The sequence below is a fragment of the Pseudoalteromonas sp. NC201 genome (genome assembly GCF_002850255.1).
GTDB lineage: Bacteria > Pseudomonadota > Gammaproteobacteria > Enterobacterales > Alteromonadaceae > Pseudoalteromonas.
Genome location: NZ_CP022523.1, coordinates 838,432 through 863,475, shown reverse-complemented (window position 1 = coordinate 863,475; position 25,044 = coordinate 838,432). Strand labels below are relative to the sequence as shown.

General features: G+C 43.2%; 19 protein-coding genes. 9 read left to right on the top strand and 10 right to left on the bottom strand.

Features of this window, described 5'->3' with window-relative positions:
• Nucleotides 1-315: 315 nt before the first annotated feature.
• Nucleotides 316-1,698 carry a chitinase gene (locus PNC201_RS21665; protein WP_442793318.1) on the bottom strand — a complete coding sequence of 461 codons (1,383 nt, stop codon included), beginning with the start codon at nucleotides 1,696-1,698 and terminating at the stop codon, nucleotides 316-318.
• 272 nt (nucleotides 1,699-1,970) lie between these two features.
• Between PNC201_RS21665 and PNC201_RS21660 the strand changes: the two genes are divergently transcribed.
• Genes PNC201_RS21660 through PNC201_RS21650 form a run of 3 tightly spaced genes read left to right on the top strand, consistent with a single transcriptional unit; the run spans nucleotide 1,971 to nucleotide 4,382 of the window.
• Nucleotides 1,971-2,528: a GNAT family N-acetyltransferase gene (locus PNC201_RS21660; protein WP_102058401.1), complete on the top strand. Its 558-nt coding sequence runs from the start codon at nucleotides 1,971-1,973 to the stop codon at nucleotides 2,526-2,528.
• Between the two features lies 1 nt (nucleotide 2,529).
• The gene (locus PNC201_RS21655) at nucleotides 2,530-3,867 is read left to right on the top strand and encodes an NAD(P)/FAD-dependent oxidoreductase (RefSeq protein ID WP_102058400.1); all 1,338 of its coding nucleotides are present in this window, start codon (nucleotides 2,530-2,532) and stop codon (nucleotides 3,865-3,867) included.
• Nucleotides 3,867-4,382 carry a GNAT family N-acetyltransferase gene (locus PNC201_RS21650; RefSeq protein ID WP_010603732.1) on the top strand — a complete coding sequence of 172 codons (516 nt, stop codon included), beginning with the start codon at nucleotides 3,867-3,869 and terminating at the stop codon, nucleotides 4,380-4,382. Before PNC201_RS21655 ends, PNC201_RS21650 begins: the two co-directional genes overlap by 1 nt.
• On the opposite strand, the gene PNC201_RS21645 is transcribed toward PNC201_RS21650, so the two are convergent.
• From PNC201_RS21645 to PNC201_RS21605, 8 genes are all read right to left on the bottom strand, one after another.
• Nucleotides 4,363-5,346, bottom strand: a complete 984-nt coding sequence (locus tag PNC201_RS21645; protein ID WP_017217673.1) for an HD domain-containing phosphohydrolase — start codon at nucleotides 5,344-5,346, stop codon at nucleotides 4,363-4,365. The two genes, PNC201_RS21650 and PNC201_RS21645, sit on opposite strands and share 20 nt — an antisense overlap.
• Nucleotides 5,346-8,624 carry an MHYT domain-containing protein gene (locus PNC201_RS21640; RefSeq protein WP_102058399.1) on the bottom strand — a complete coding sequence of 1,093 codons (3,279 nt, stop codon included), beginning with the start codon at nucleotides 8,622-8,624 and terminating at the stop codon, nucleotides 5,346-5,348. The genes PNC201_RS21645 and PNC201_RS21640 overlap by 1 nt, the downstream gene beginning before the upstream one ends.
• 39 nt (nucleotides 8,625-8,663) lie before the next feature.
• Nucleotides 8,664-8,888, bottom strand: a complete 225-nt coding sequence (locus PNC201_RS23700) for a hypothetical protein (RefSeq protein ID WP_102058398.1) — start codon at nucleotides 8,886-8,888, stop codon at nucleotides 8,664-8,666.
• Nucleotides 8,889-9,067: 179 nt separating this feature from the next.
• Nucleotides 9,068-10,135, bottom strand: a complete 1,068-nt coding sequence (locus PNC201_RS21625) for a lipocalin-like domain-containing protein (protein WP_102058397.1) — start codon at nucleotides 10,133-10,135, stop codon at nucleotides 9,068-9,070.
• Nucleotides 10,125-12,578: an ABC transporter permease gene (locus tag PNC201_RS21620; protein ID WP_233525266.1), complete on the bottom strand. Its 2,454-nt coding sequence runs from the start codon at nucleotides 12,576-12,578 to the stop codon at nucleotides 10,125-10,127. Before PNC201_RS21620 ends, PNC201_RS21625 begins: the two co-directional genes overlap by 11 nt.
• Nucleotides 12,579-12,582: 4 nt before the next feature.
• Entirely contained in the window at nucleotides 12,583-13,239 is a 657-nt protein-coding gene (locus PNC201_RS21615; RefSeq protein WP_102058395.1) for an ABC transporter ATP-binding protein, read from the bottom strand.
• A gap of 108 nt (nucleotides 13,240-13,347) precedes the next feature.
• Nucleotides 13,348-14,040 carry an SDR family oxidoreductase gene (locus tag PNC201_RS21610; RefSeq protein WP_102058394.1) on the bottom strand — a complete coding sequence of 231 codons (693 nt, stop codon included), beginning with the start codon at nucleotides 14,038-14,040 and terminating at the stop codon, nucleotides 13,348-13,350.
• A gap of 142 nt (nucleotides 14,041-14,182) precedes the next feature.
• Entirely contained in the window at nucleotides 14,183-14,569 is a 387-nt protein-coding gene (locus PNC201_RS21605; protein ID WP_102058393.1) for an STAS/SEC14 domain-containing protein, read from the bottom strand.
• A gap of 170 nt (nucleotides 14,570-14,739) precedes the next feature.
• On the opposite strand from PNC201_RS21605, the gene PNC201_RS21600 reads away from it, so the two are divergent.
• Nucleotides 14,740-15,537, top strand: coding sequence for a putative porin (locus tag PNC201_RS21600; RefSeq protein WP_102058392.1), 798 nt, complete (start codon nucleotides 14,740-14,742; stop codon nucleotides 15,535-15,537).
• Between the two features lie 144 nt (nucleotides 15,538-15,681).
• Complete coding sequence (locus tag PNC201_RS21595; RefSeq protein WP_199539710.1) at nucleotides 15,682-18,933, top strand: S41 family peptidase; 3,252 nt, start codon at nucleotides 15,682-15,684, stop codon at nucleotides 18,931-18,933.
• 37 nt (nucleotides 18,934-18,970) lie between these two features.
• On the opposite strand, the gene PNC201_RS21590 is transcribed toward PNC201_RS21595, so the two are convergent.
• Nucleotides 18,971-19,852: an alpha/beta hydrolase gene (locus PNC201_RS21590; protein ID WP_158299156.1), complete on the bottom strand. Its 882-nt coding sequence runs from the start codon at nucleotides 19,850-19,852 to the stop codon at nucleotides 18,971-18,973.
• A gap of 198 nt (nucleotides 19,853-20,050) precedes the next feature.
• Between PNC201_RS21590 and PNC201_RS21585 the strand changes: the two genes are divergently transcribed.
• From PNC201_RS21585 to PNC201_RS21570, 4 genes are all read left to right on the top strand, one after another.
• Complete coding sequence (locus tag PNC201_RS21585) at nucleotides 20,051-20,578, top strand: hypothetical protein (protein ID WP_233525265.1); 528 nt, start codon at nucleotides 20,051-20,053, stop codon at nucleotides 20,576-20,578.
• Between the two features lie 269 nt (nucleotides 20,579-20,847).
• Nucleotides 20,848-23,175 carry a ferritin-like domain-containing protein gene (locus PNC201_RS21580; protein ID WP_102058389.1) on the top strand — a complete coding sequence of 776 codons (2,328 nt, stop codon included), beginning with the start codon at nucleotides 20,848-20,850 and terminating at the stop codon, nucleotides 23,173-23,175.
• Between the two features lie 13 nt (nucleotides 23,176-23,188).
• Entirely contained in the window at nucleotides 23,189-24,139 is a 951-nt protein-coding gene (gene bufB, locus PNC201_RS21575) for an MNIO family bufferin maturase (RefSeq protein WP_102058388.1), read from the top strand.
• Nucleotides 24,139-25,023 (top strand): HvfC/BufC N-terminal domain-containing protein, encoded by an 885-nt coding sequence (locus tag PNC201_RS21570; protein WP_102058387.1) that lies wholly within the window; start codon nucleotides 24,139-24,141, stop codon nucleotides 25,021-25,023. Before bufB ends, PNC201_RS21570 begins: the two co-directional genes overlap by 1 nt.
• Nucleotides 25,024-25,044: the final 21 nt, after the last annotated feature.

Sequence of the window (25,044 nt, the reverse complement as noted above, 5' to 3'; positions counted from 1 at the left end):
TACATATAAAAAACAACAAAATGTACATCAATAAAAACTCAATTAAGCGAAACAAAGAACAAATTTGGGAATTTTTTTCAAAAACTTGAAAAACACAACATACAGTTTTTTAAATATTAAAAAATATAAAAAACCAAAAACGATCAAAAAACAATTAATAAAAACAAAAAATTAAATAAATAACAATAAAATAAGATTACAATTGTAGTAAGGTGGGGTATTTTGAAAAAATCAATAGAACTAAAAGTAATACAAGGTGAGTTTTAGAAAAAATAAATCTATTAAGAATAGAGGCGGGAAACCCGCCAACACTATCTAGTTAACAGCCAACCAAGGGCCAGAGCCATCGGCAGCAGGTATATTGCCTTTAGTCCACCACTTGGCTTCGTAGATCACACCATTGTAGCTCGCTCTATCACCTTTTAAGTAAACCTTGTCGGCATCCCAAGCGGGTACACCGTCAACAGGCGGTTCAGTCGGGTTGGTTGGTAAATCATCGACAACTCGCACTTCAGGCCAGCTTGCGTGTGATTGATAAAAATTTGTCACGCATTTTTCGTAGTCTCCTGGCACAAGCGCTGAATAAGCCGTCTGATACCCTACGAGTTTACACTCAAATGAATATCCTCCGGGGCGATCTGCATAATAAGCCCAATCACCTTCCCAGTTGGTGTAGAGGACATCAGTTGCGCCGTCAAGATTTAAGCTTCCGTATGGTGTTTGCTGCCAACAGGTATTTTCTTCATCGGCTTCAATGGTGATGTTGTAATAATGCGAAAGCCCTTCCCAATAACGAATACGGTTAACGGGCTGGCCTTTGTCTTTATTTTGCGCGCCGCATTCAATACCACCATTGATAATATTAATCGTGGTACCAAAGCCATAACCAATCCCAGCCTCACTTTCACGCAAGGATGGCGTCCAAGTTCTATCAATAACGTGTAACATTGCAGGTTTTGGCGCTTGCGGCGTTAAGAAAAACCAAATTGCAGACGCTAAATTTAGCCAAGAGTCAGCCACTAAGCCCGGATTGTTTAATAACACCGTGGCATCACCGTTAAACATGACTTCACTGAACGCGCCGTAGTTGAAGTGATATGAAAGCTGCTTAGCGCCTCGGCCAAAATATCCTTGTCCCGCCCCACATGGCCAACGGCGGTTTTGCCAGTCATTTTGTCCACACCCTGTGGTATAACCAACTTGTCCTTCTGACCAACCCATTTCACGCACATGCACCAAAGCTTGTTGCCATTCTTCTAACCCGAGAGGGTTATCAGAAATGTTGCCTTTGGCAATATGCCCCCCTGTTTCTTGGGCAAAATGCGCAAAAGCAGTCACAATAGAGCGTTTACAAATTGCATCGGCATCTCGGCCATCAGTATAGTCGCCGCAAAATGCGGGAAACTTACCAATGGCACGTAAAAAACGCGTGTAGGTGTATTCAGGTGCCGCCATTTGCGTAAGAAATTGCCACTGGGTTTGACCAAATACCCGTTCAGCTCTTTTTACATTATCAGGGTTACTGGCAAGGCCCGGCGAAATTGCCTCTACAACTGTATTATCTCTTGTTTCCAGTGCTTTAGACCAAATAGCATACATAGGGTTGTTGGTTTTCGCGCTCTCGGCATTCTTCAATTCTATTCGAGAAACAATATAACCATTCGGGTTTTGTGGATCGGGCAGCGGACTCATGGCCATTACTTGACTTGCCGTTATGGCAAGCGAAACTGCAGTCGCTAGTTTTAGAGTATTCATACTTTTCCTTTACATGTTGTTGTTAATAATGAGACTCATCAATTCAACAATTATTAACAAAATGACATCGCTGTCAAATTTTGTTCACTTTTTATTCTTACAACATATGTAATAACATTTACTCAAATCGATGAACCTTAGCGTTTTTGGTACATAATCTAACGTGATATGCTAATCAAAACGCCTCACAGTAAATAACAACAATAGAGCAGCCTATGAAAATTATTCCTTTACAACCAGAACATTTCGAGCGTGTTATCGCACTTGGTAATCTCGTTCATGGTGATAATTATCTTGATGACGCAAGCATTGAACAAATGCACCAAAAAGGCTGTAAAAACGGTATTAATGCTTCCTTTGTTGCCCTAAACGATGAAGGCGAATTACTCGGTTTTAGAACATCATATAGCGCCGGACAATGGCCTATAGATAGGTGGAGTTCACCGTCTTTGTGGCCTGTTGATCAAAATGATATGGCATATTTTAAATGTATCGCGGTATCACCGAACGCACAGGGCCAAGGTATTGGACCCCAATTACTAAAACACGCAATAACAGCATTAACACAACAAGGCGCGAGAGCTGGCGTTGCACATCTTTGGAAACAAAGCCCAGGTAACGGTGCAGTTAAATACTTCACTAAGGCCGGTGGCAAACTGATTAAAGTCCATGATGATAAGTGGTTAGACGACTGTATCTATCACGGCTATGTCTGTACTATTTGTGGTACTGAATGCCATTGCCAAGCAGCAGAAATGGTATTGGAGTTTTAAGATGTCAGGGTTTGATCCACTCACTCAGCCACATTGCCAAGGCCAAGCTTTTGCCAATAGCTACTGGGCTGCAACCTGCCCTATAGGTACCCCCACCCCTTCGCTAGATAAATCATTACAAGTAGATATCGCTGTGATCGGTGGTGGTTTTACGGGCTTACTTACCGCCTACCATTTGGCAACCACTCATCACCAAAGCGTTGCCCTATTTGAAGCCAATCAAGTTGGCTTTGGCGCGAGCGCGAGAAATGCGGGATTTGTGCTACCAAGTACGGGACGGCTTGGTTATGCGCAACTGGCCAAAAAGTATGGTCTGGATGTCAGTAAAGCCATATATCAAGAGTACAACAACGCCGTTGCTTTGGTCCGTGAACATATCGACGCCAATCACATTGATTGCAACGTGCAAGCATCTGGCTATTTGAAAGTTGCACACAATCAGCAAGCATTTTCGCTACTAAAAGCGCAGTCCGAATTTCTCACTGCAACCATGGGTAGCAAGAGCCATCAGTTACTGTCTCAGCAACAACTGACCGAAACCTATATGCACAACCAGCAAGGGTTTGGCGCATTGCGATTTGACAACGCGTTTGGTGTTCACCCTTTGAAGCTGTTACTAGGTTACAAGGCTTTAGCACAGCAAGCTGGTGTGCAACTTTATGAAAATAGTTTGGTCACCACCCACCACCAGAACCCAAATGGCAACCACCAGCTAGAAGTGAATGGCCACAGAGTCTCGGCGAACAAAGTCGTGATCGCAGCAAATGCATACGCTCAACGACATTTTTCGCCATTAACTCAAGGACGTTACCTGCCTATTTTAAGTAGTATTATCGTGACTGAACCACTCAGCGATGAGCAACTTGCTGTCAATGGCTTAATGACAGAGCAAGTCGTTATGGATACCAGACGGCTTAAATACTACTATCGTCGCCTTCCCGACAATCGCATTTTATTTGGTGGACGAGGTGCGGTGTTTGGCCACGATCAGGATAACGCTAAATACCAACACAACTTGCGTTCAGCGCTTAACGATTGCTTTCCTAAACTCGATGTTAAAGTTGATTATTTTTGGAGTGGTTATATTGCCGCTGCGCTTGATGATCTTCCCCATATCTACAGTGAAAATAACACTGGATATGTGCTCGGATATTGTGGCTCAGGTGTGGCATTTAGTGCTCAGGCAAGCATTCGTCTTGCTGAAAAATTAATGGGTCATAAAGTGCCTGATTTACCCATCTATACAAAGCCGCTGCCTAAATTTCCAATGCCACAATTAAGAAGATTGGGCCAACTAGCGTATTACCAATATGCGCAAATAATGGATAAGGTAACGTAATGCCCAACGCCACAATTCGCCCAGCTGTACCCTCTGATGCATTAAAGCTTGCCGCGCTATCGATTCAGGTTTGGCTCGATACCTATGCAGTCCAAGGACTCCGACAAGAATACGCAGAATATGCGCTTTCTACCTTTACAGAAACCTACTTTATATCTTTGCTACAGCAAGAAGAGATCAGCATTTACATCGCAACGCATCAAGGTGCGATACAAGGTTATATTCAAGCTAACCGTCACTCGAGATACCACCAGCAAGATCTTGGCTTTGAAGTAGAGAGACTCTATGTGCTAGGCCGGTTTCAAGGATGTGGGATAGGTCGGCGGTTACTTTCTCATATGGTAGACAAACTTGGCGAGCGGTACTGGCTCTATACTTGGGTCGAGAACGAATCAAATCGATTTTACGAAAAACTGGGACTGGCGCTGATTGGTAAACACCGTTTTCAATTTCATCAATGGGAAATTGAGAATAATGTCTACCACGCACAGGGGATTAGTCATACTGCGCTTTAATCTTTAGGATTTCTGGTAGGTTTTCATCGAGCAATTCAACTAATTTTGGGTCAAAGTGCTTACCACTTTCAGAATGAATGAAGGCCAATGCCTTTTCGATAGGCCAAGCCTCTTTATATGGGCGCTTTGAAGTAAGCGCATCAAACACGTCCGCAAGCGCACAGATCCGTCCTTCAAGTGAGATTTCTTCCCCTTTTAATCCTTTTGGATAACCGCTTCCATCAAATTTCTCGTGGTGCTCCATCGCCATTAAATATGCAAGCTTGACGAGTTTTGAATCAGAGTCCGCAAGTATGTTTGCACCCAGCTCAGCATGTTGTTTCATCACCTCATATTCTTCGGCATCTAAACGTCCAGGTTTCAGCAAAATGCTGTCGGCAATACCGACCTTGCCAATATCGTGCATCGGGGCGGCGAGCATCAAATCTTCTGCATACGCTTCCGGTAAACCACAAGCTTTAGCAAGCACAAAGCAGTAGCGGCTCATTCTCGCAATATGCTGGCCTGTTTCATTGTCTTTGTATTCCGCCGCCTGACCGAGCCGCTGCATCAGTTCAACGTATGCACTTTTAAGCTCAGTAGCACTGACTAAAGACAAGTGCGTCTTCACTCGCGCTCTAGTTATCGCAGGGCTGATAGGCTTTGTAATGTAATCAACACCACCTAACTCAAAGCCTCGAGCTTCGTCAAACTCTTCACTCAAGGCAGTCACAAAAATCACCGGGATCCTCGCTGTGGTAGGGTCTTCTTTTAATTTGGAGCAAACCTCAAAGCCTGTCATTTCTGGCATCATAACATCGAGTAAAATTAAGTTAGGTAGTTCCTTATCTACTAGCTCCAGCGCCAATTTTCCAGACTTTGCAAACTTCATACGATACTGATTACCCAGCGTTTGCTTTAAAATTTGGAGATTCGTTGCTTCATCGTCAACGGCTAGGATCAGAGGCTTGTGGTCATTTATCATTACACATCAGTACTCATTAATTGTGCGAGAATTTCCTCCGCACGTTCAAATTCAAAATCATCCAATGCATGTTTCAACGCCTCTACCTGGCTTCGGTACGTAAGGGGCGCACTCTCTAACAATGCGTCAAGCACATCATCCTCGACTTGCGCCTCATCTATCATCTCTTTTACTTGTGGCAAGTTTTGCTTAAACAAAAAAACGTCGCCCTCACTCAACGCGTTGGTTACAACTTCTTCATCACTCAGTCCAACCACGTCGTCTAGTTTTTCAATAATGAGCGCCATTTTAGCTCTCAAGCGCTCGTCAATTTCCTTCTTACCCTCTATTTGCTCAAGCAGAGCAAAAAGTGTCTCCAACGCCAAGTTTCCAGCAACGCCTTTGATGGTGTGAATATTCTGTAGTACATCATTCGTAAACTGACCTTCGTGGGCAAAAAGCGCTACCACTTCTTCTCTTTTACCATCCCAAAAACGCGCCAATTCTTTTAAAAATCGAGCTTCACTGCCCCACAAATTTATCGCTCTAGCTCTATTTATAAGCTGCTTGTTGCTGGTTTGCCTTACTCCAATCGCCGTATGAGCAATATTGATATTGAGCGTTTCAGCAATAGTGCGAGTTAAATCTTCTATCACCACTGGTTTTGAGGCAAATGCAGCCATCCCTGCAGCTTTTGCAGCCGCTCTATCCTCGCCTAACACACTCGCGGTGAGGGCGATTACCGGTGTCTCTTGTTGCCTATTTTCTCGTTCATATGCTTTGATAGTGCGCGTCGCCTCAAGTCCATCACAACCCGGCATATGAATATCCATTAGAATAAGATCGTATTGTTGCGCTTTTGCTTTTTCGATGGCCTCAAGCCCATCCCCTGCGACCTCTATACTATGACCTTGCTTTTCAAGTAATAAGCTCAACAATTCGGTATTTTGTTGAATATCATCGGCAACCAAGATATTTAATGGGGGAAGTTCGACATGAACATCTTGCGCTATTGTGAATGCCGCGATTTTCTTAAGAGGCACAGTAAAGTAGAAAGTAGACCCTTTTCCAAGCTCACTGTGAGCCCATATTTTTCCACCCATTAACTCGACTAGCTGGCGACTAATGGTCGTTCCAAGGCCTGTACCACCAAAGCGGCGACTCATGCTCTCATCGGCCTGTTCAAAGGGATTGAAAATTGAATCTAGTCTATCGTTGGCAATCCCTATACCTGTGTCCGCAATTTTAAACAGTACATAATTGTCATGAGAGGACTCAACGCTAAGCTCTACACGGCCCTGTGCAGTAAATTTAATGGCATTACCCAATAAATTTACCAATACCTGCCGTAAGCGGTCGGAAGCACCATGATAAGTTTGATGCAAACTGTGACTCATCGTGAGCTCTAGTTTTAAGCCCTTTTTCTTTGCTTGATACCAAAACGTCGATACCACGTTGTCGAGTAGCTCAGAAATACAGAAATCATTCTCAATCAGGTCGAGCTTGCCTTGGTCCAGCTTAGCGGAGTCTAAAATATCGTTAAGCAAGTGCAGTAGTGCCTTTGCACTCGTAAGTATCGTATTTACATGCTTACTTTGATCAGGTTTCAGCTCAGACTCTCTCAGTACTTCACTAAATCCTAAAATGGCATTCATCGGTGTGCGAATTTCATGACTCATGTTCGCTAAAAACGCTTGCTTGGACGCTGCTGCGCTTTCAGCAATGCTTTTTGCGCCACGTAGTTCGTCTTCCATGTTCTTGCGCTCGCTAATATCAAGTAATACGCCCGCAATGCCCTCAACTTTACCCGCTTGATCGTATTCAAATGAACCTTTATCCAGCACCCACTTGGTATGGCCTGATTTGTGTAATATTCGATATTCCTGCGAGTAACTCGCTTTGCCGCATTGCAGTGCTTGTTCAACCACATCGTGCGTTAAGCTTTTGTCATCTTCAATAATCAAGCTGGCAAAATGAACTTGCCCAGAAATAAATTCTTCTGCTCGGTAGCCTGTAAGCTGCTCGACAATGGGACTTACGAACGATATCGTCCATTTGCTATCAATCCGGCAACGAAATGCCACGCCAGGCATGTTATTTAGCAGCGTCCGATGACGCGCTTCCTGCTCAATCAGTGCTTCTTCCATTTGCTTTTGCGCTGTTAAGTCAGTGATAAAACCCACATAAAACGCGCTTTGGTCTTTTAACTCAACCTCTCCTATTCCCAGCCGAATAGGTACCAGATGCCCTTGCTTGTGTAGCGCCTTGATTTCACGGCCAACCCCCTTAAATTGTTCAAGGTAAGTGCTGTCGAATGATACTTTCGTTTGCGCTTCTTTAGGTAAAAACACAGCAACATTGCGACCAAGCGTTTCTCGCTCAGACCATCCTAAAATTCGTTCAACTAACGGGTTACAGCTTTTAATGATACCATCACCATTGATAGTGATGATCCCATCAACGGCTGTTTCTAGGATAGCCGCAAGCCTAGATTCATTAGCGGCTTTGTCTGCAGCCACTGAGCGGTACTTGCTCGCGGTATGAATAAGCGCAGATAAAGCGCTAATGATCATACTGACAGCAGCAATAAACAATGCAAGCGATTGAGTATGCTGCTCTTGCATTTCTTGGCTGATAATTGGTGAGTCAGATACAAATTTTGCCGCCTGCATGCCCGTGTAATGCATTCCTGACACCGATGCCCCAAGTGCCAAAGCGCCTAGCCATCTTACAACACTGATATTGTTATCACTGACATAATCACGCAGTTTACTTCTTGCTTGAATTGCGATGAAGGCAAGTGACACAGCGACGACAATTGATAAACCAAAAAGTGCGGGGTCGTAACCCAGCATAGGGCCAAGCTGCATGGCTTCCATACCGCTATAGTGCATGGTGCCAATGCCCGCCCCTAAAATGACCGCGGCGAGCCCCTTTACTGCAAGTGTGACATTTGGTCGAGTTATCAAATCAAACGAAACCCAACAACCTAAGAAAGCGGGGAAGATGGACGCCGCAGTAAGCCAAGGATCGTAATCCACTTCAACACAAAGTGAGAACGCTAACATGCCAATGAAGTGCATACTCCAAATACCACCAGACATGGCTACAGCACCGCCAAATTTTGCAAGCCGATTTATACGACTATTTTGATTTTGCTCAGCAAAGTCAATCTGGATAAGCGTAAAAAATGAGGCGATAACAGCCACAAGCACAGATAACGCTACAAGCGTAGCATCATAAGTTCCGTTGAGTAGCAACTCTGGTGCGGGATCGGTTACAAAAAACGTATTTAACATAGCAACACGGATAGTAAGATATTCCTAGAGTCTAGCTTTCTAGGACTGAGTTTGACAGAAAAAATCGCTGTTAAAACAAGATTTCAGGATAAATTCATATTTATTGTGGGCTAGGGCCTGTTGACCTTTGCTGTTTGATTTTTGTTCTTCTGAGTGTGTTTTGGTCGCGACGCTCGACTTGCCGCCTAGTAATCTAGGCAAAAGTTGAGCAACAATGAACAAAGCGCACTCAGGTGAACCCAAAGGGCAGCGCTTGACTGGCATTTCTACTGTGTTATCACCTGACTTACATAGAATAACTATGCTACGCAGGCTCTGCCTTGTATAAATACCAGTCAAACTGCTGCAAAAACAAACTTGAAAGATCAACAGGCCCTAGTACTATCTCACTAGGAAGTTTAAAGACAATATAGGTACAAGTTAATCGGTATAGCCAATGCGGGCTATTCGTATCCGACTAGCTCAGCGTACCCTTCACCTATATAGCCACCGGACACTTTTACTCTTCCTTCCCAATACGGGATAGTCAGCTGGTTTCTCGCATCACGATTGATACTTTCGATCAGAATAACAGGACTGTGCTTTAGCCGTAGTTGCCATTTAAATGGATAGCTTACTCCATCTAACGAAACCTGCTCCAAAACACTTAATTGAATATCCTTATGCGCTATTTCTGTCGTGCTACCCTCAGCTGTAATTTCAGTGCCTCGGCAATCTCTGTAGACTTGTTGGCTATCACGAATGCAAAATACCATTAGTGCGCCGTTCGATCTGTCTTGACCGCGAATACTAAACCAATCCCAGCCGCTTTGTGCCTTACTCATAAACGAGGAAGACCATTCCCTATCGAGCCACGCGTCACCGCTGACTTGATGTGTGTCACCTTGAAAAGTAAGCTCACCCGAGACGCTTAAAAAAGGATAGCTGTAGTACATGGAAGCGTGGCCGTCGGACGTTTTTTCACTGTAACCATTGTTCCCATGAAGCACTATCGGGCTTTTTCTCAGTGTTAAATTAACACGGTTTTTTTCTTCCTCAGCATGGAGCGTTAACGGAAAAAATGTTTCCGTCGCGCTGCGCAAATACCAATTATCTAATTGCGTGATAAATGGATCAGCTTGAATTTTTACTTGTCCTTTTCTGCCATAACGTTCAAAAGCTTGGTGCCTGGTATTGTCTTGAATTGCAAAATGCGCAAAGTATAACTCACCATCCCACCATGGACTGACATATTGAACGCTGACAACTGAGGTTCTAAATAACGTCCATTGAACACCAAATTCTTGCCCTGAATCACTTTTTAAGTTTGCAGTAACATACCACCATTCAATGCCTTGATCAGGATGGCTACCGTGATCACGCGGAAAACTTAACTGATATACGGGAGAGACCGGATCGCCCAACTGAAGATTGAAAAAATCACGTTTTGAAGCAGGTGCTTCTGACAGCTCCGGAGTGCAGCCGACTCCCACCATTAACAGTAATAAAACGATAAGATAATTAGTCTTCATACAACAGATCCGCAGTATCGTGACGACTCAGTTTGAGTAGAGGTAGTACACTAACCAGCAAAGCTAAACTAAAAATGAGGGTGATAAAGACCGCGATCTCAAGATAAGGTAATAGAAAAGGGATCGTCCAACCGAAGCCAATTGGCATCACAAATTTAAGTAATATCCACCCGAGCATTCCCCCGAGTATCGTCGCCAACACTAAACTCACAAGCAGAATAACAGCGCTCTGCCCTAATTTAATAGCAAATGCTTGCCAAGTGGTAACGCCTAATGTTTTTAAGATGGCCAAAGGTTGAATTTGCTTAGCGCCGAGAGTCAGTAATGATACCCACAACCCAAATAGCGCGATAGCAACTATCATTAAATTTAACGCGTGCGTTGCGTAAAACGTATGTTCAAACAAACGCGTAGCGTATTGTTTAAAGCGCTGATTTTGAACCACTTGTGAGTCGTTTAAATGGAATTGCTGCATGACCTTTTGCTTAAATAAAGCGGTATCAATATCTGGCTTTAGAACAATTGAAAAACCATATGCTTCATAGTTAAGCCCGGCGTTTTCAATTGCGTCACTAACAGCGACGAACACCGCGCGCTGTTCGCCATAATCGTAATGAAAACCCGTTATCTCACAGTTAATATGCTTTTTGCCTTGTTGCAAACGAATACGCTGACCCAACTTTACGCCATACAATAATTTGCTTGGCTCGTTGGCAAGGCACCCACTCACATTTTTATTCGCATCATAGTAAAGCACTTCGTTATTAGGTACAGCTCCCGCAAGCAGCGTAAGATTGTAGTGATGTTCGCCAGAGCGACCAAAGCTAATCAAACTTGCTGATTGAGTGCCTTGTTGATGTGAGCCCAGGCCATAACTTATCTCTGCACGCCAAAATACACCGGCCTTTTCAATATCCTTTTGGCTTAAGAGCCATTGATATTGCACATCGGTAACTTCACTAGGCCGCACATATAGATCTGCGCTAAGGCGACCATCTAAATGGATCTGCAAAGCTGAGCTAAAACTACTCACCATAATTTGCAACCCTACGGAAGTGCCAACCGCAAGCAACACGGCATAAACACTGATTGCAAGTACTCTGATCTGCTCGACACTGTCTGCTTTCATCCATTTGACTAATGGATGCTGAGTTGGAATACCTTTAAACGCAGCCCACAGTGCCACTGGTGTTATCATAAAAAAGAGCAACAGTAAGCAAACGCACAACCCAAGCGCATGAAATGGCGCTTCGCTACCAAGATAAAAATACCCAGCGGCCGTAACCAATAGACTTCCACTCACTATTTTACTCTGCCAAGATTTATAAAAAGTAAGAGGCTTTACTTGACAATATGCCACACTTGCAAGTACCAAAAGGTTTAACACAAATGCTTGCAGCACGACTAACCAACTGAAATTAACCGGTAAACGCCTATCTAATGCAAATAGGCTCTCTAACGCCATAGAGATCTCGCTCACCAATAAGTTCGCCCCTAGGAAAGCCACACCTGCGCCCACCAATGCAGCAATCAAGCTTAAGACGAGCACCTCAATGACTACCGCTGCGACTACATTTGCTTGAATACATCCAAGTAGTGTGAGTTGCTGATGTAGTTTCTTTCTTGCGTGCAGACAAAGCTTTATAGCGTTAAAACTTAAAAAAGCGCCAACCACGTAGCCTAGGAATGCAAGCGCTTGCAGGTTGAAGAAAAACGCCTTCGACAACGAGTCGAAAGACTGCGCTTGTGCACTTTGCAGCTGTGCTTTATCACCTAAAATCTGCCTAACTTTTGCCTCATCCAATACTGCATTTGAGATCTCTATATAACTAATTCGACCTGCTGAATTCAGTAAATGGTCAACTAATGCAATATCGGCTATTGCAACATCGCCAGTAAGTTCCGATAAAACAGCGAAATGCACATCCGTATCAAGAAGCTTGAGCACTTCATGCCTTCTGAGCGACAAATGTTGGGCCATCTCCTCAGATACGTAAATTGTATTAAATCCGAATTGTAATGGTGCAGTTTGATTGCCTGACTTATCTCCCTGTGATTGCACTTTAGGTAGAGAAAGCCATTTCAAAGTATTAACCCCTTTAATGCGAAGCCTGTTCTCACTGGGCACGACCAGCACACCTTCCAAAACTGGCTCAGCGGATACGACTCCTGCGTTTCGCAGCGCCGTCCATACATCTCCAGTCAACATCTCGCGGCCTACGCTTGGCCGAACAAAGTGACTAATTGGATTATTTATAAGTGCGCTGGTTTGCTGGTAACGATCCGTTGCTTCTTGATTTAGTCCTTGAATTGAGCCAAGTAAAGCACTACCCAAAGATAAGCCAAAAACGAATAACAAAAACAACCAAAGATGCCTTTTATAGAACTGCATAAACACCGTGAGTACCAGCCTAATTTCTGATAACGCGCTCAGCCGTTCCATCGTTTTAGCCATAAGCACGGTTATTTTGAATGGTGATTTTTCTATCTAGGCTGTCAGCAAGGTGTTGGCTGTGTGTAACCATAAGCAAGTTAACGCCTTGCTCTTCACACAGCTCACGCAGAAGTAATACCACTTCTTCGCTTTTCGCAGCATCTAAGTTTCCCGTCGGCTCATCGGCCAGCAATAACTTAGGCTTGTTGATCATGGCACGTGCGATACCAACTCGCTGCTGCTCACCACCTGACAATTGCTGAGGCAAGGCCGTTAATTTATGTAAAATCCCCAAACGCTCTGCCAGCGCACCAACATCGCTTTGCTTTGGGTTCAATTGATTGAGCTGTGCTTGAAAAACAATATTGTCGTAGACGGATAAAGGTGCAAGCAATTGATAGTGTTGAAATATCATCCCTAACTTGCGACGGTAGAGCGCCTGTTCAATATCATTAAACTGAGTAATATCCCGGCCATCAATAATAATACTGCCGCTATCGGGCTTTAACAAACCACCAATCAGATGGATAAGTGTCGTTTTACCCGACCCGCTATCACCAACAATAGCGACCTGTTCTTTAGCAGCAATACTGAGACTAAGCTTATCTAATACAGCTCGATTCACTTCACCATCACGACGCGTGAAGACTAAACTTTGAACTTCTACCACTGTATGCACATTCCTTTACTACTATGTGGACGCTACGCAACGTACCTTCCTCATTAAGTAACCAAAATTTTTTATTTCTCGTGTAAGCACAGATTAGTTGTCAGTTTATTACCAAGGAATAGCTTCACCGCTATAGTCGTAAAAGCCACCGCTTTGTGCATCCACAAAATGTGATAACACGGAGTAGATCCCATTTGCAGACTCGTCCGGGGTAATTAACGCGTTGGGGCCCCCCATTTCCGTTTGAACCCAACCAGGATGAAGCGCAACAGTTCGGATCCCCTCACTCAGTAAATCATTAGACAAGCTTTTTACCACTGAGTTTAGCGCAGCCTTCGAACTGCGATAGATATAGCCACCGCCTTTAGTATTCATGGTGTGACTACCTACCTTAGAAGAAATGGCCGCAAAAATCTTTTCATTGCCGTTGCAAAGATGGGTGTAAAATAGCTCTGCGAGTCGCATGGTGGAAAATACATTAACCTCCATCACTTCTCGCCACGCTTCTATATCTGTTTCACCAAATGCATAGTCTTTCGGCCCATAAATACCCGCATTGTTAATAACAATATCGATGGCAACAGGGGCTAGCTTCTCGCTTAATTCTTCCATCTGGTCGTAATTGGTCACATCTAGGGCAAACACTTGGAGCTCAGGAAAAGTTGGCGCAAGAGAATTTAGTTCTGAAGCAATAAGCGGGTCTCGACAAGTTGCTAACACGTGCCAACCAGCCTGCAGATAGGTTTTAGTTAACGCAAGTCCAATACCGCGGTTTGCACCAGTGATCAGTATTTTTTTCACAGTCGAAGCTCCTAAGCCGTTATGACAAAAGCCAATGGTGTTAATTCACTATACTGATGATAGGTTGAATAATCCACTTTTTGCAGATGTGACAAGCTTCTCGAGTCACAACGCATAAATCATGAATTTAATTCAACTTTAATCAATCTCGTTCATTAAGCCAATTCAATGCATCCCCTTTATCATCAAAATACTTCACTTTACCAGTAACAAACCAGTTACCTATTGTTGCAGCAAGTCGATGCCAGTTTTTGCCGCCATATATTGCTACTTTAGCAAATTCAGTGCTATGCTCAAAGACGAGTCGGAAGTCATCCCACATGGCTCTTGGCTCCCAGCCTTCAAAATCAGTCGCATCAAGAAATGCATAGATTTTAGGCGTTGTTACTGCTTTCAGTGCACTCTCGATTATTGGTGTAATAACAACATAATCTTCATGAGTGAGTTTACCTGTAGGCTTAAGTGTGAGATAAATATCATCTCCAAAGCGCTCAGTGCCTATTGATATACCGTGAAATGAATTTTTCATTTTCACTTCCTTTATGTTTATCTTATAAACAAAAAGCATAATTAAGTCTCAGCTTTTTTGCCAATATCCAAACTTTTTTCATTATTGTCAGCTTCCGTTCAGATTTCTAATACTACCATGCGCGCCGTTGAGTCGATGTAGCTCAATATATGGAAATTAAAGGGATGACTATGAAAAAACTACTATCTATCGCAGCTGTTTCACTACTTGTTTCAGCAGCAGCTCAGGCTAACACTGGTAACGTACAAAAAGAGTGGTTCAACACCGCTAGTTATACAGATTATGATGGCTCTGACAACAGCGCACTGATGCTTTCTTCTCGCTATTTCTTCGCACCTCAAGAATCAGTAGGCGTATGGGATGACTTTGGCTACCTTGATACGGACAGCAATGTAGGCGTAAGTTACTTTAACGATGATTATTCAAATGCTTTCTCTGTTGGTGGTGAAGGCTTTATCACTAAAGAATGGTTTGTAACTGCTGGCATCGCAGATCTTGGCGAAGCTGACGACCATTACTCTTTCGGTTTTGGTTACCTTTACAACGACAACCTAAAGCTAAGCATTCGCCAAGAAGAGTTTGAAAACGGTGATACCACTTGGTTCAAAGCTGAGTACAACCACGAACTAAATTCTACAGATTACATCGGTTTCACAGTTGAAACTGAAGACGAATTTGATTACCTAAACCTAAGTGCACGTTACTTCATGCACGTTGGTGGTGACAGCTACTTCACAATCGACTTAGAGCACAACCGTATTGATACTGATGGTTTTGACGACAACGTAACAAACGTGCTTGCAAACTACTACTTCACTCGCAACTTTGCGCTTGGCCTAGGTTCATATGATTCAGACTTAGCAGTAGAAGCTAAATACTTCTTCAACGACACTTACTACCTTAAAGGTAGTGTAGTTGACACTGACGGCGGTGAAACAAGCAACCTAACTTTTGTTGCTCAGTTCTAAATCAACACATGATTGAGGTACATCTGTACCTCCCCCAACTACTCAACATCTCATCGCGACCACACTCCGCGGTGGGGTGTTTTTTCACATTTTGAAACAAGCTACTCATCTAAATTGGGTGCATTTCACTTATCAATCGTTATTATGTATCAAAATAATAACGGAAATGCCTATATTATGATGAAGATAAAAACACTCGTGCTCGCCATTGCTGCGGCAGCCGCGCCTTTTGTTTCGGCGTATCAGACCGAAGATACTCGCCTACTCCGCTTTCCAGATATCCACAAAGATAAAGTCACTTTTGTATATGCTGGCGACATATATATTGCAGATACCAACACAGGTAAAAGTCAGCGTCTAACAGACCATATTGGTTTTGAGACCTTCCCTAAGTTCTCTCCAGATGGCAGCAAAATCGCTTTTGCCGCCGAGTATAATGGCAGCCGCCAAATCTATGTGATCAATGCTGATGGTTCAGGATTAAAGCAACTCACTTACTACAACGATGTTGGTCAAATGCCTCCTCGCGGTGGGTTCGACTATCGCGTGATGGACTGGACACCCGATGGTAAACATATCGTTTTTAGAGCAAATCGCACACCATGGGGCAAACGTATGGGTCGCCCGTATATGGTACCAGTAGAAGGTGGACTTGAGCAGCCGATGGCCATTCCAGAAACGGGTGGTGGTATGCTCTCCCCTGATGGTAATAAGTATGTTTACACACCAATCGACAGAGAGTTTAGAACTTGGAAGCGCTCTCGTGGTGGTCGAGCTCAGGATGTATGGATTTACGACCTTGAAAACAATACGTCTAAACAACTCACCACTGACAAAGCCACCGATCAACAACCAACTTGGGTGAATGACAGTATTTACTTTGTGTCTGATCGTGACTACACGCTCAACCTTTATAAATATCGCGATGGCAAGTCACCGGTTAAAATGACTGACCACAAAGACTTTGACGTGCTGTGGCCATCAGCCGGACCAGATGCCATTGTCTACGAAAATGGCGGTTACTTATATCGCTTTGACGAAGCGACAAAGACAACTAAAAAGCTAAAAATCGATGTTGCTGGTGTGCGTCAATATGCCATGCCATATAGTAAAAACGTTAGCGACTTTATCGATTCTATGGATATATCACACGATGGTAAGCGTGCATTGTTTACTGCCCGTGGTGAGTTATTCTCAGTCCCAGTAAAACAGGGTCCAACTCGTAACCTCTCTTACACACCAGAAGGTCGTGAAATTGAAGCAAGCTGGTCACCGAATGGCCGTTATATTGCCTACATGAGCGATAAAACAGGTGAATATGAGATCTATCTCAAAGATAGAGCAAATAACAACAAAACCATCCAGTTAACTGACAATGGTACCATCTGGCGCTTTACACCAATTTGGTCCGCTGATAACAGCAAACTACTCTTCGCAGATAAAAACCACACGCTATGGTGGGTTGATGCGAAATCTGGCGATATGCATAAAATTGACACCGCCAAATACGACGAAGATGGTCTAACTGAATATACTTGGTCGCCAAACAGTGAAGATATTGTTTTTGTTAAAAACAATGAAAACCGCTACGCCTCGCTTTGGCACTATAACACTGAGGATAAAAAGGTCACTCGACTGACTGACAACATGACCAGTGAGCGTAACCCTACTTTCTCTCCTGACGGTAACTACATTTATTTCACTTCTGAGCGCGACTATAACCTCACCTTTAGCAGCTATGAATTTGATTATATGTTTAATAATGCCACGCGCATTTATAGCGTTGCGGTGAATAGTCAGATCAAGCCGCTTAATGCCTTTGAAAGTGATGAGTTAAGCATTCAATCAGACGATGAAACGAAAAAGGACAGCGACAAACAACCAAATCGCATTGAGGCCAACGGCTTTATGTCACGGGTTGTATCACTCTCAGCCCCAGCAGGTAATTACGGTTCGCTTACAGGTGTTGAAGGAGGCGTACTGACTTTAACAGGCGGTGCGTTAAAGCTCCTCGGCACAGAACCAGATAGCAAACTAGAAACCGTCGCCGAAGGCGTAAGCAGCTATAAAGTTGCCGCTGGTGGTAAGCACCTGATCGCTCGCGCTGGTAACAACTTCAGTGTAATTGCACCAAAGCCAAAGCAAGATTTAAAAGCCAGTCAGCTTGATTTATCTAAGATGACACTGAAAATAGACCCGAAAGTTGAGTGGCAACAAATGTATGTAGAAGGCTGGCGCACATTACGCGACTGGTTCTACGACGAACATCACCATGGTCAAGATTGGGATGCTATCTTGGAGAAGTATCAACCACTTGCCAGCGCTGTCGCACACCGTAGCGACTTAGACTATGTACTTAGTGAAATTGCGGGTGAAATCAACGCAGGTCACATCTACGTACAATCTGGTGATGCCCCAACAGCCGAGCGCAAAAAGCATGGTTTACTTGGTGCAGAAATAAGTGCTCATCAGTCTGGCTACGTTAAAATTGAGCGTATCTACAAAGGTGAGAACTGGCATGAAGACTACCGTTCACCACTCAATGAAACCGGCGTGAATGCCGATGAGGGTGATTACATCATCTCGGTCAATGGTCGCTCGGTAAAAGACGTGGTTAACTTTTACGAACTACTTGAAAACACCCAAGGCGAGCAAGTTGAGTTGGTATTGAGTAAATCACCAAGCGCTGATGATAGCTGGAAAACCACGGTAAAACCTGTTGCCAGCGAACAAGGCTTGCGTTACATGGCATGGGTTCAATCACGTGCTGACTACGTGGATAAATTATCAAACGGTAAGATTGGCTACGTTCACCTACCAAATACTCATTATGATGGTAACCGTTCATTATTTAAGAACTTTATGCCACAAACGAGCAAAGATGCGCTGATCATCGACGACCGTTATAACGGCGGCGGCTTTATCCCTGAGCACATGATCACTTGGCTTGCTCGTAAGCCACTTAACTATTGGAAACGCCGTGGTGTTGAGCCAACAAAAACTCCACAATTTGCCCACGATGGTCCAAAAGCCATGCTTATCAATGGTTATTCAAGTTCGGGTGGTGATGCCCTACCTTACTACTTCCGTCAGGCAGGTCTTGGCAAACTGATTGGTACTCGCACTTGGGGTGGCCTTATCGGTATCTCGGGTAATCCAAGTCTTGTTGACGGAGGTCAGGTTATCGCTGCAACCTTCCGAATTCTAGATAACGAAGGCAATTGGATCATCGAAAACGAGGGTGTGAGCCCTGATATCGAAGTGATCGATAGACCAGAGCTTGTTCATGCCGGTAAAGACCCTTCTGTCGAGCGTGCAGTGAAGGAGCTGTTGAAAGAGTTAAAAGATAGCCCGAAGAAAACACTGACAGTGCCTCCTGCGCCGTCTAAGTTCTAATTACTATAAAAATATAAAAGGCTGAGCAATCAGCCTTTTATATTTTCGAACAATCTTTATTTCTATCTCTACGCGATAAATCTCCCAAAAATTGTACGAGTAGCTTTGTTGTTTCATTTGTCGGCGTTGATGCAAGTAAATGATGCTGATAATTAGGTATAAAAAACTGTTGTGCACAGTGATTTTTTAATACCAACTTGCTTGACTCAGGAAGTACATCATCTTTACCTGAATTAATTACTAATAGATTTTCATAATAATTAACAACTTCAAGTCCATCTGAGAAGTACTTTTGCAAATCATTTTCAATTAAATATGAATCTATCACCTTATCGATTAATCCTTGCGGCAAGTACTCAATATATGAAACCGTTTTTGAGGCAGCAACATTTAAGTCTTCCCTAATTAAAAATGGTGCCACACCAATCAAATTACTAGGGTTATACTTTTGAGCTATATGCAATGCCGGTAGAAAGCCCATAGAAAATCCGACAACATTGACTGACTTATAATTAGACGATAATTCAGGATAATAGGCGACCAATTTACTACCAAACGAAAATGTAGTTTCATCAACGCTTTTCAAGTCCATTACAATGACATCTGATCCCAATGAGGAAAACCAAATCGCGTAGGAAGTCAGTAGTGATTTATCCACGGCAAAACCGGGGATCAAGAGAGTTAGCTGCCCGCTCAAATCGAGAGCCCGAGCCTGCTCTTCTCTCACTATTTTGTAACCGGCACTGATACCATTAATTTCAACATTCATATCAATGTCATCCTTGATTGAAATATCACTTGGATAAAAGTCATAAGTCAACGTGTACTCACCTTTTTTTAATTTCCTTTCAATTTTTTTGACATTTATCAACTCTGTGTCGATAACTAGTTTTAACTCATATTTCAATGATTTACTCATAACACTTCGACCTATTGAAGTGCACCCAGAACTAATAAGAAAAAATAAAACAACAATTAAAATTGATCTTTTTGTACACATTAACTAATCTCCTCCTTGCAGTACTAATTTCATATTAAAAAGGATATTTTATGAATTGTAAATTTAGAAACTCAATTATCGCTGCAAATTTATTAGTTGCACTAATCCGGATGTAAAATGACAGCGAATGCAGAGCACGCTCAAGGCAGAGTGTCTATTCAATGCCAAGTTATTATTGGTGGTTCCTCTTCATCCAACTCAATTATTCAAACTTTTGCACCAGAAATTTTCGATCAATATGGTCGAATTAACCTTTTAAATATGGATGCATCCAAGTTAGAGTTTGAAATAAATAATTTATATAATATAAATCACATTAAAGATAACCGTATTCTTATCATTTTGAAGTCAGGTCAAAGTATTTTGGCTCGTAAATGGTTTGATGTATATAAAGCTGACTCGATGTATAGGTTGAATAGCCCTCAATTATTTTCAAACTGGGCTATGACCTATGAAGCGGTGGCGGATGGTTTCAACATAAACTTTGATCCAAAACCTCGGATAATTACGGCACCGAGTAGCTTTTCAGTCAAAGGTAAGTATCGAAGCGCACCTCTTTTCGAATCGCCACAGGTACAGTTTGAAGGTTGTGAACGTTTGCCTGAATTCCCAGTACCGGATCCTAGTTACTATTGCGAACGGTAAGACTTGCTAGCTAAATTCAGTGAGTAATTATTGATTACTCACTTCTAATAACGATCTACGTTTAGACACAACATATAATCCCCACCCCGTAATCTTGTGTAATCGCCTTTTTTTACTTTTACAGCTACTTTCTAAAGAGAGTGGTGTTTTCACCTGAACCAATCACTTAACTTTATTAACTTAATTGCAATAGTTCGACATATATATCCAATACTACAGGCTATTAGGCGAAAAAATGCAGCAAGTCCACCGTCATCAAGGAGCAAGCTATGAATGTGCAGAATAAAGAGAGTCAGCCTTTAAAAATAAACAAAGAGCTCAACACCAACATCATCCTCAGCAGTACACAAAAGAAGCAAATAAAAGCACGCGCAAGCAAATACAAGAACGCTGATTTATCTTGCCTTAGGGCAATAGCACAAGCCGCAATAAATGTAGAATTATTCACTATCCCTTTATACATGACAGGCCTTTATTCCATTCAAGGCACCCATGCGATCGCTGATTCATCAAACCTTTATCCAGGACGTTATTGGCCAGGACTTGGTCCAACAGCTGGATATATCCCGGAAGAGCGCCGTAGTCAATATGACGTTGATCTCGCGCCGTTATTCGATATAAATACGTTAGTTAGTGATAGTAAACCCAGCGATTTGTCGGATAAGTTTAGGTTAACTATCAATCAGCAAGTTTTTAATGGCGTATATAGTGTTTTCATTGAAGAAATGCTCCATTTACAGCTTGCTTCCAATATGGCAAGTAAGTTGGGACTCACACCAAGCTTTACAAGTCCGGCATTGATTGATGAAAACTATGGTTGGAAATGCTACAACAACCAAAGTGGTATTCCACATATTTTGGACTTTGCAGACTGTACCAAAGACTTGTCGCAACTGAGCCCTGAGATTCAAGCTTACTTCAAACAAATTTTCCCAGGTAAAACGTTACAAGATCTACGCGTTAATGCCACTGAACTCAACAAAGAGCAGACACTACTCTTTATGTTGATTGAAGAAACGGAAGAAAACGCAAAGAAAATTATCCAAGAGCAATATTTAGAACCAAACAAAGACACAAAACGGCCAAAATATTTTGAGCAGGCACCTTATGACTGGTGGAAACCAGATTACACTGAGAAAAACCTGCCGCTGTTTGGCTCGATTGGACACATGTACCTCAGCTATTGGGATTATATCCAGATCCAGTATGACGATGGCACAAGCTTGCTCGACTATGCAACCATTCAGCGCGACTATTTTAATGAGCGCCCTGGTAATAAAGATTATCAGCCACAATTCCCAGGTATTAAGGGCTCTCTCAACGTAAAAGAAGATCATACTGTTTTAAAAGAAGCGTTAATGAATAATGTAAATGCCATTACTGATCAAGGAGAAGGTGATGGTGTGGCAGAAATGATTTGTAAACGCTGGGCTGATGAGAAATGGGCACAAAACCTCCTAGCAGCGAAAGCGGATGAAGCGGATGATCCCCACCTCAGCACCGTAGAAGAGAAGTTTCAACCTAGTGCAGAAGCATTGAAGGCGGATTATCCCGCAAGCTGCGGTGAGGGTCCAATTTCCGGTTCGGCGTGTGCCCGGATCACTAATAAATACAAAGATCACTTTCAAATATTTACCGATACTATGAGGCTCATTGTCGACTTTGAGAAGTCTTCAAGTCAACCAGACGAACGTTACATGACTTGGTCAACTTGGTTTGCTGAGGGTAATAGCTGGAATGAGGCGTTATTGGACCCCAACGGCGATGATGAAGCAGCTAAGCAAAACCCAAATCTACCTTGCGTCAGCAGTGTAGTAAAAGCGCTTAACAACCTTAAACTCTCGTCAAATATTGGCAATACGCATCAATTATTCAGTCAATCTGCGGTAGGCACAATTAAAGGTCTAACTACTGCACTTGATCGTTATTGGTCTGGTAAAACCAGTGAATTTCCGGGCCCTGCGATGGGTGGCTCTGGCGATAGGATCTCGATTTGCTGGGCAACCACGGGAATTGCGCCGGATTTAGTAACGGGTATCGCCCCACAAAATCCGAACGCCCTTTATCATGCCTGCCAAGGAATGAGCTATACCAATATAGGTTCGAATGACTTACCACCTCCTGAGGTATATCACAGTTGTAAAGGCAGTAATGATTGTAAAGCACAAGGTGGTTGCGGCTTTGTTCATAGCACAACGCCCGGCGGTAGCTGTGGTGGTAGCGTATCAACAGGGCCAAAAAGTGCACCTGCAGATAATAAGTGTAATAACTTGGGTGGGTGTGCAGTGCCTATCTCAGCCTCTCAACTCTTCCCTGAACTTTCTGGTGAAGACCAAGAATACGATATGCAACTATTTAAGTTTAACTTAAAAGATAATACTTTCTCTCCAATGGATTACACTTACCCGAAAGACCAACAAGCTCCAACCGGTCAATCTGCAGATCATGTGCTAATGCCTTATAAACAAGGGGATGCCGTATACGATATTGCTTGGCAAGCATACTGCAATGCCAATGGTTTATTGAACGAAGATGGCGAACCTAAAGAGAAGCCAAAACCTTCAGATATTCGTCTAGCACTTCCTCCATCAACTTGATAGGAAAGATAGCATGACAAATCCAATTCGGACGCAGCAGCTTGCTGCGTCCGCTATCGAAAAACTAACCGACTTAGGGCTTGGTGTTGGCCTGAGAAGCCAGCACTATCCCTTTATCATGTCTCAATTGGAACGCGGAGCATCGCTTGATGTTGACTGGTTTGAAATCATCAGTGAAAACTATATAGATAATCACGGCTATGGTCGGCATGTGCTCGCTCAGTTAAAGGAACAATACCCGCTAGTGATGCATGGTGTGTCAATGAATATTGGTAGCAGCGACCCTCTTAACTTTGAATACTTAGGCAAGCTCAAGGAGTTAAGTGAATTCGTTCAGCCACAGCTTATTTCCGATCATTTGTGTTGGACAGGCGTTGCTGGTTTGAATAGTCACGATCTCCTACCTATGCCATTAACTGACGAAAGCCTACAACACGTTATCAACCGTGTTGATCAAGTACAGGATTTTTTAGAGCGACCTTTGGTGCTTGAGAACCCATCAACATACCTTGAATTTCAACATTCAACCCTCACTGAAAGCGAGTTCTTTAGTGAGTTAGTCACCGCAACAGGCTGCGGCATGCTATTGGATGTAAACAACGTCTTTGTTAGTAGCTTTAACCATGGTTTTGACGCTGAAGCGTTTATTCGTCAACTCCCCCATGAGCACATCGTTCAAATCCATCTAGCCGGTCCTAGCGACTGCGGTGATTGTTTGATAGACACCCATGACCAACCAGTGCCCGCCAAGGTTTGGCAGCTTTACCAACTGGCGCAGCAGTTAACGGGTGGCGTGTCTACCTTACTTGAATGGGATGCCAATATCCCCAGCTTTCCTGAACTCGTTGATGAGTTAAGCAAAGCAAAACTGGTACTGGCAGGGCATATTCCAAAGCAAGATACAGTTACTAACACCAACGCGCTGTCAACTCCAATCGTCAAAGAGCGAGCAGAATTAACATAATGAAAACGCCAGACTTAACGCAAACTCAGCAGTGGCTTAGCACCGTTTTAATGGTGCGAGGCGACCTACCACAAAAACTCAATACCGCTGCAAATCCGCATGGTTTAACGCTGCATGACTGTGTAAAAAGTAGTAAAACACTGGGAGCCATGAGAAGAGTAGACATCTATGCTGCAGGCTATGTGATGCGTTTAGTCGAATGTCTTCGGGGAGAGTTTGCACTACTTCGCCAGTTTATGGGCGACGAAGTATTCGACACCTTCGCCAAAGCCTTTATCGTCACCTTACCCTCAGAATCTTGGACACTACATCAACTAGGCTCGCGCTTCGCTGATTTTTTAGCACACACAAAACCCACCGGTGATTTTAATGCCCACCAGCAAGCTATGTTTAGCTTGCCTTCAGAGCTGGCTAAGTTTGAAAGAGCCAAAGCGCTTGCACTGTTAAAACCAGGACCGGAAACCGAGCAATCAACTGCAGTAATAAACGAGATTGAGCTCCTTTGCGGTATCGCAGAAAATTTTGTCATGTCGGTGCCTGAATCAGTACAGCTTATTCAAACCGATTACCCTTTGCTGCCGCTTATAACCCAGCTTGAGCAAGCAAAGCCGTACACCTTGCCAACGCCTGAGCAAACGCATATTGCAATATCGCGCCAACAATATCGCATCAAAATGAGTGTATTGAATGACTGGCAAGCAGACTTATTACTACATCTGAGAAACAAACCGCTACGCTATCAAGAAGCGGTAACCTACAGCGCTAACCACCTAAACTTGGATCAACAAGCGCTGCAATCGCAGTTAGCAGTTTGGCTGCCAAGCGCTAGTAATATGGGGCTGTTTACGTTACAAAATGAACCAGTGATCCAATTTTCTAAATAATGGCTCAGTTAATAAAGTGAA

Excerpts from the sequence above, each read along its gene's own strand:
- PNC201_RS21595 (WP_199539710.1), top strand. The coding sequence starts at position 15,682 with ATGTATCAAAATAATAACGGAAATGCCTATATTATGATGAAGATAAAA.
- PNC201_RS21665 (WP_442793318.1), bottom strand. The coding sequence starts at position 1,698 with ATGGCCATGAGTCCGCTGCCCGATCCACAAAACCCGAATGGTTATATT.
- PNC201_RS23700 (WP_102058398.1), bottom strand. The coding sequence starts at position 8,888 with ATGCCAGTCAAGCGCTGCCCTTTGGGTTCACCTGAGTGCGCTTTGTTC.
- PNC201_RS21660 (WP_102058401.1), top strand. The coding sequence starts at position 1,971 with ATGAAAATTATTCCTTTACAACCAGAACATTTCGAGCGTGTTATCGCA.
- bufB (WP_102058388.1), top strand. The coding sequence starts at position 23,189 with ATGACAAATCCAATTCGGACGCAGCAGCTTGCTGCGTCCGCTATCGAA.
- PNC201_RS21600 (WP_102058392.1), top strand. The coding sequence starts at position 14,740 with ATGAAAAAACTACTATCTATCGCAGCTGTTTCACTACTTGTTTCAGCA.
- PNC201_RS21655 (WP_102058400.1), top strand. The coding sequence starts at position 2,530 with ATGTCAGGGTTTGATCCACTCACTCAGCCACATTGCCAAGGCCAAGCT.
- PNC201_RS21640 (WP_102058399.1), bottom strand. The coding sequence starts at position 8,624 with ATGTTAAATACGTTTTTTGTAACCGATCCCGCACCAGAGTTGCTACTC.
- PNC201_RS21580 (WP_102058389.1), top strand. The coding sequence starts at position 20,848 with ATGAATGTGCAGAATAAAGAGAGTCAGCCTTTAAAAATAAACAAAGAG.
- PNC201_RS21620 (WP_233525266.1), bottom strand. The coding sequence starts at position 12,578 with ATGGAACGGCTGAGCGCGTTATCAGAAATTAGGCTGGTACTCACGGTG.
- PNC201_RS21590 (WP_158299156.1), bottom strand. The coding sequence starts at position 19,852 with ATGAGTAAATCATTGAAATATGAGTTAAAACTAGTTATCGACACAGAG.
- PNC201_RS21585 (WP_233525265.1), top strand. The coding sequence starts at position 20,051 with ATGACAGCGAATGCAGAGCACGCTCAAGGCAGAGTGTCTATTCAATGC.
- PNC201_RS21645 (WP_017217673.1), bottom strand. The coding sequence starts at position 5,346 with ATGATAAATGACCACAAGCCTCTGATCCTAGCCGTTGACGATGAAGCA.
- PNC201_RS21605 (WP_102058393.1), bottom strand. The coding sequence starts at position 14,569 with ATGAAAAATTCATTTCACGGTATATCAATAGGCACTGAGCGCTTTGGA.
- PNC201_RS21570 (WP_102058387.1), top strand. The coding sequence starts at position 24,139 with ATGAAAACGCCAGACTTAACGCAAACTCAGCAGTGGCTTAGCACCGTT.
- PNC201_RS21625 (WP_102058397.1), bottom strand. The coding sequence starts at position 10,135 with ATGAAGACTAATTATCTTATCGTTTTATTACTGTTAATGGTGGGAGTC.
- PNC201_RS21650 (WP_010603732.1), top strand. The coding sequence starts at position 3,867 with ATGCCCAACGCCACAATTCGCCCAGCTGTACCCTCTGATGCATTAAAG.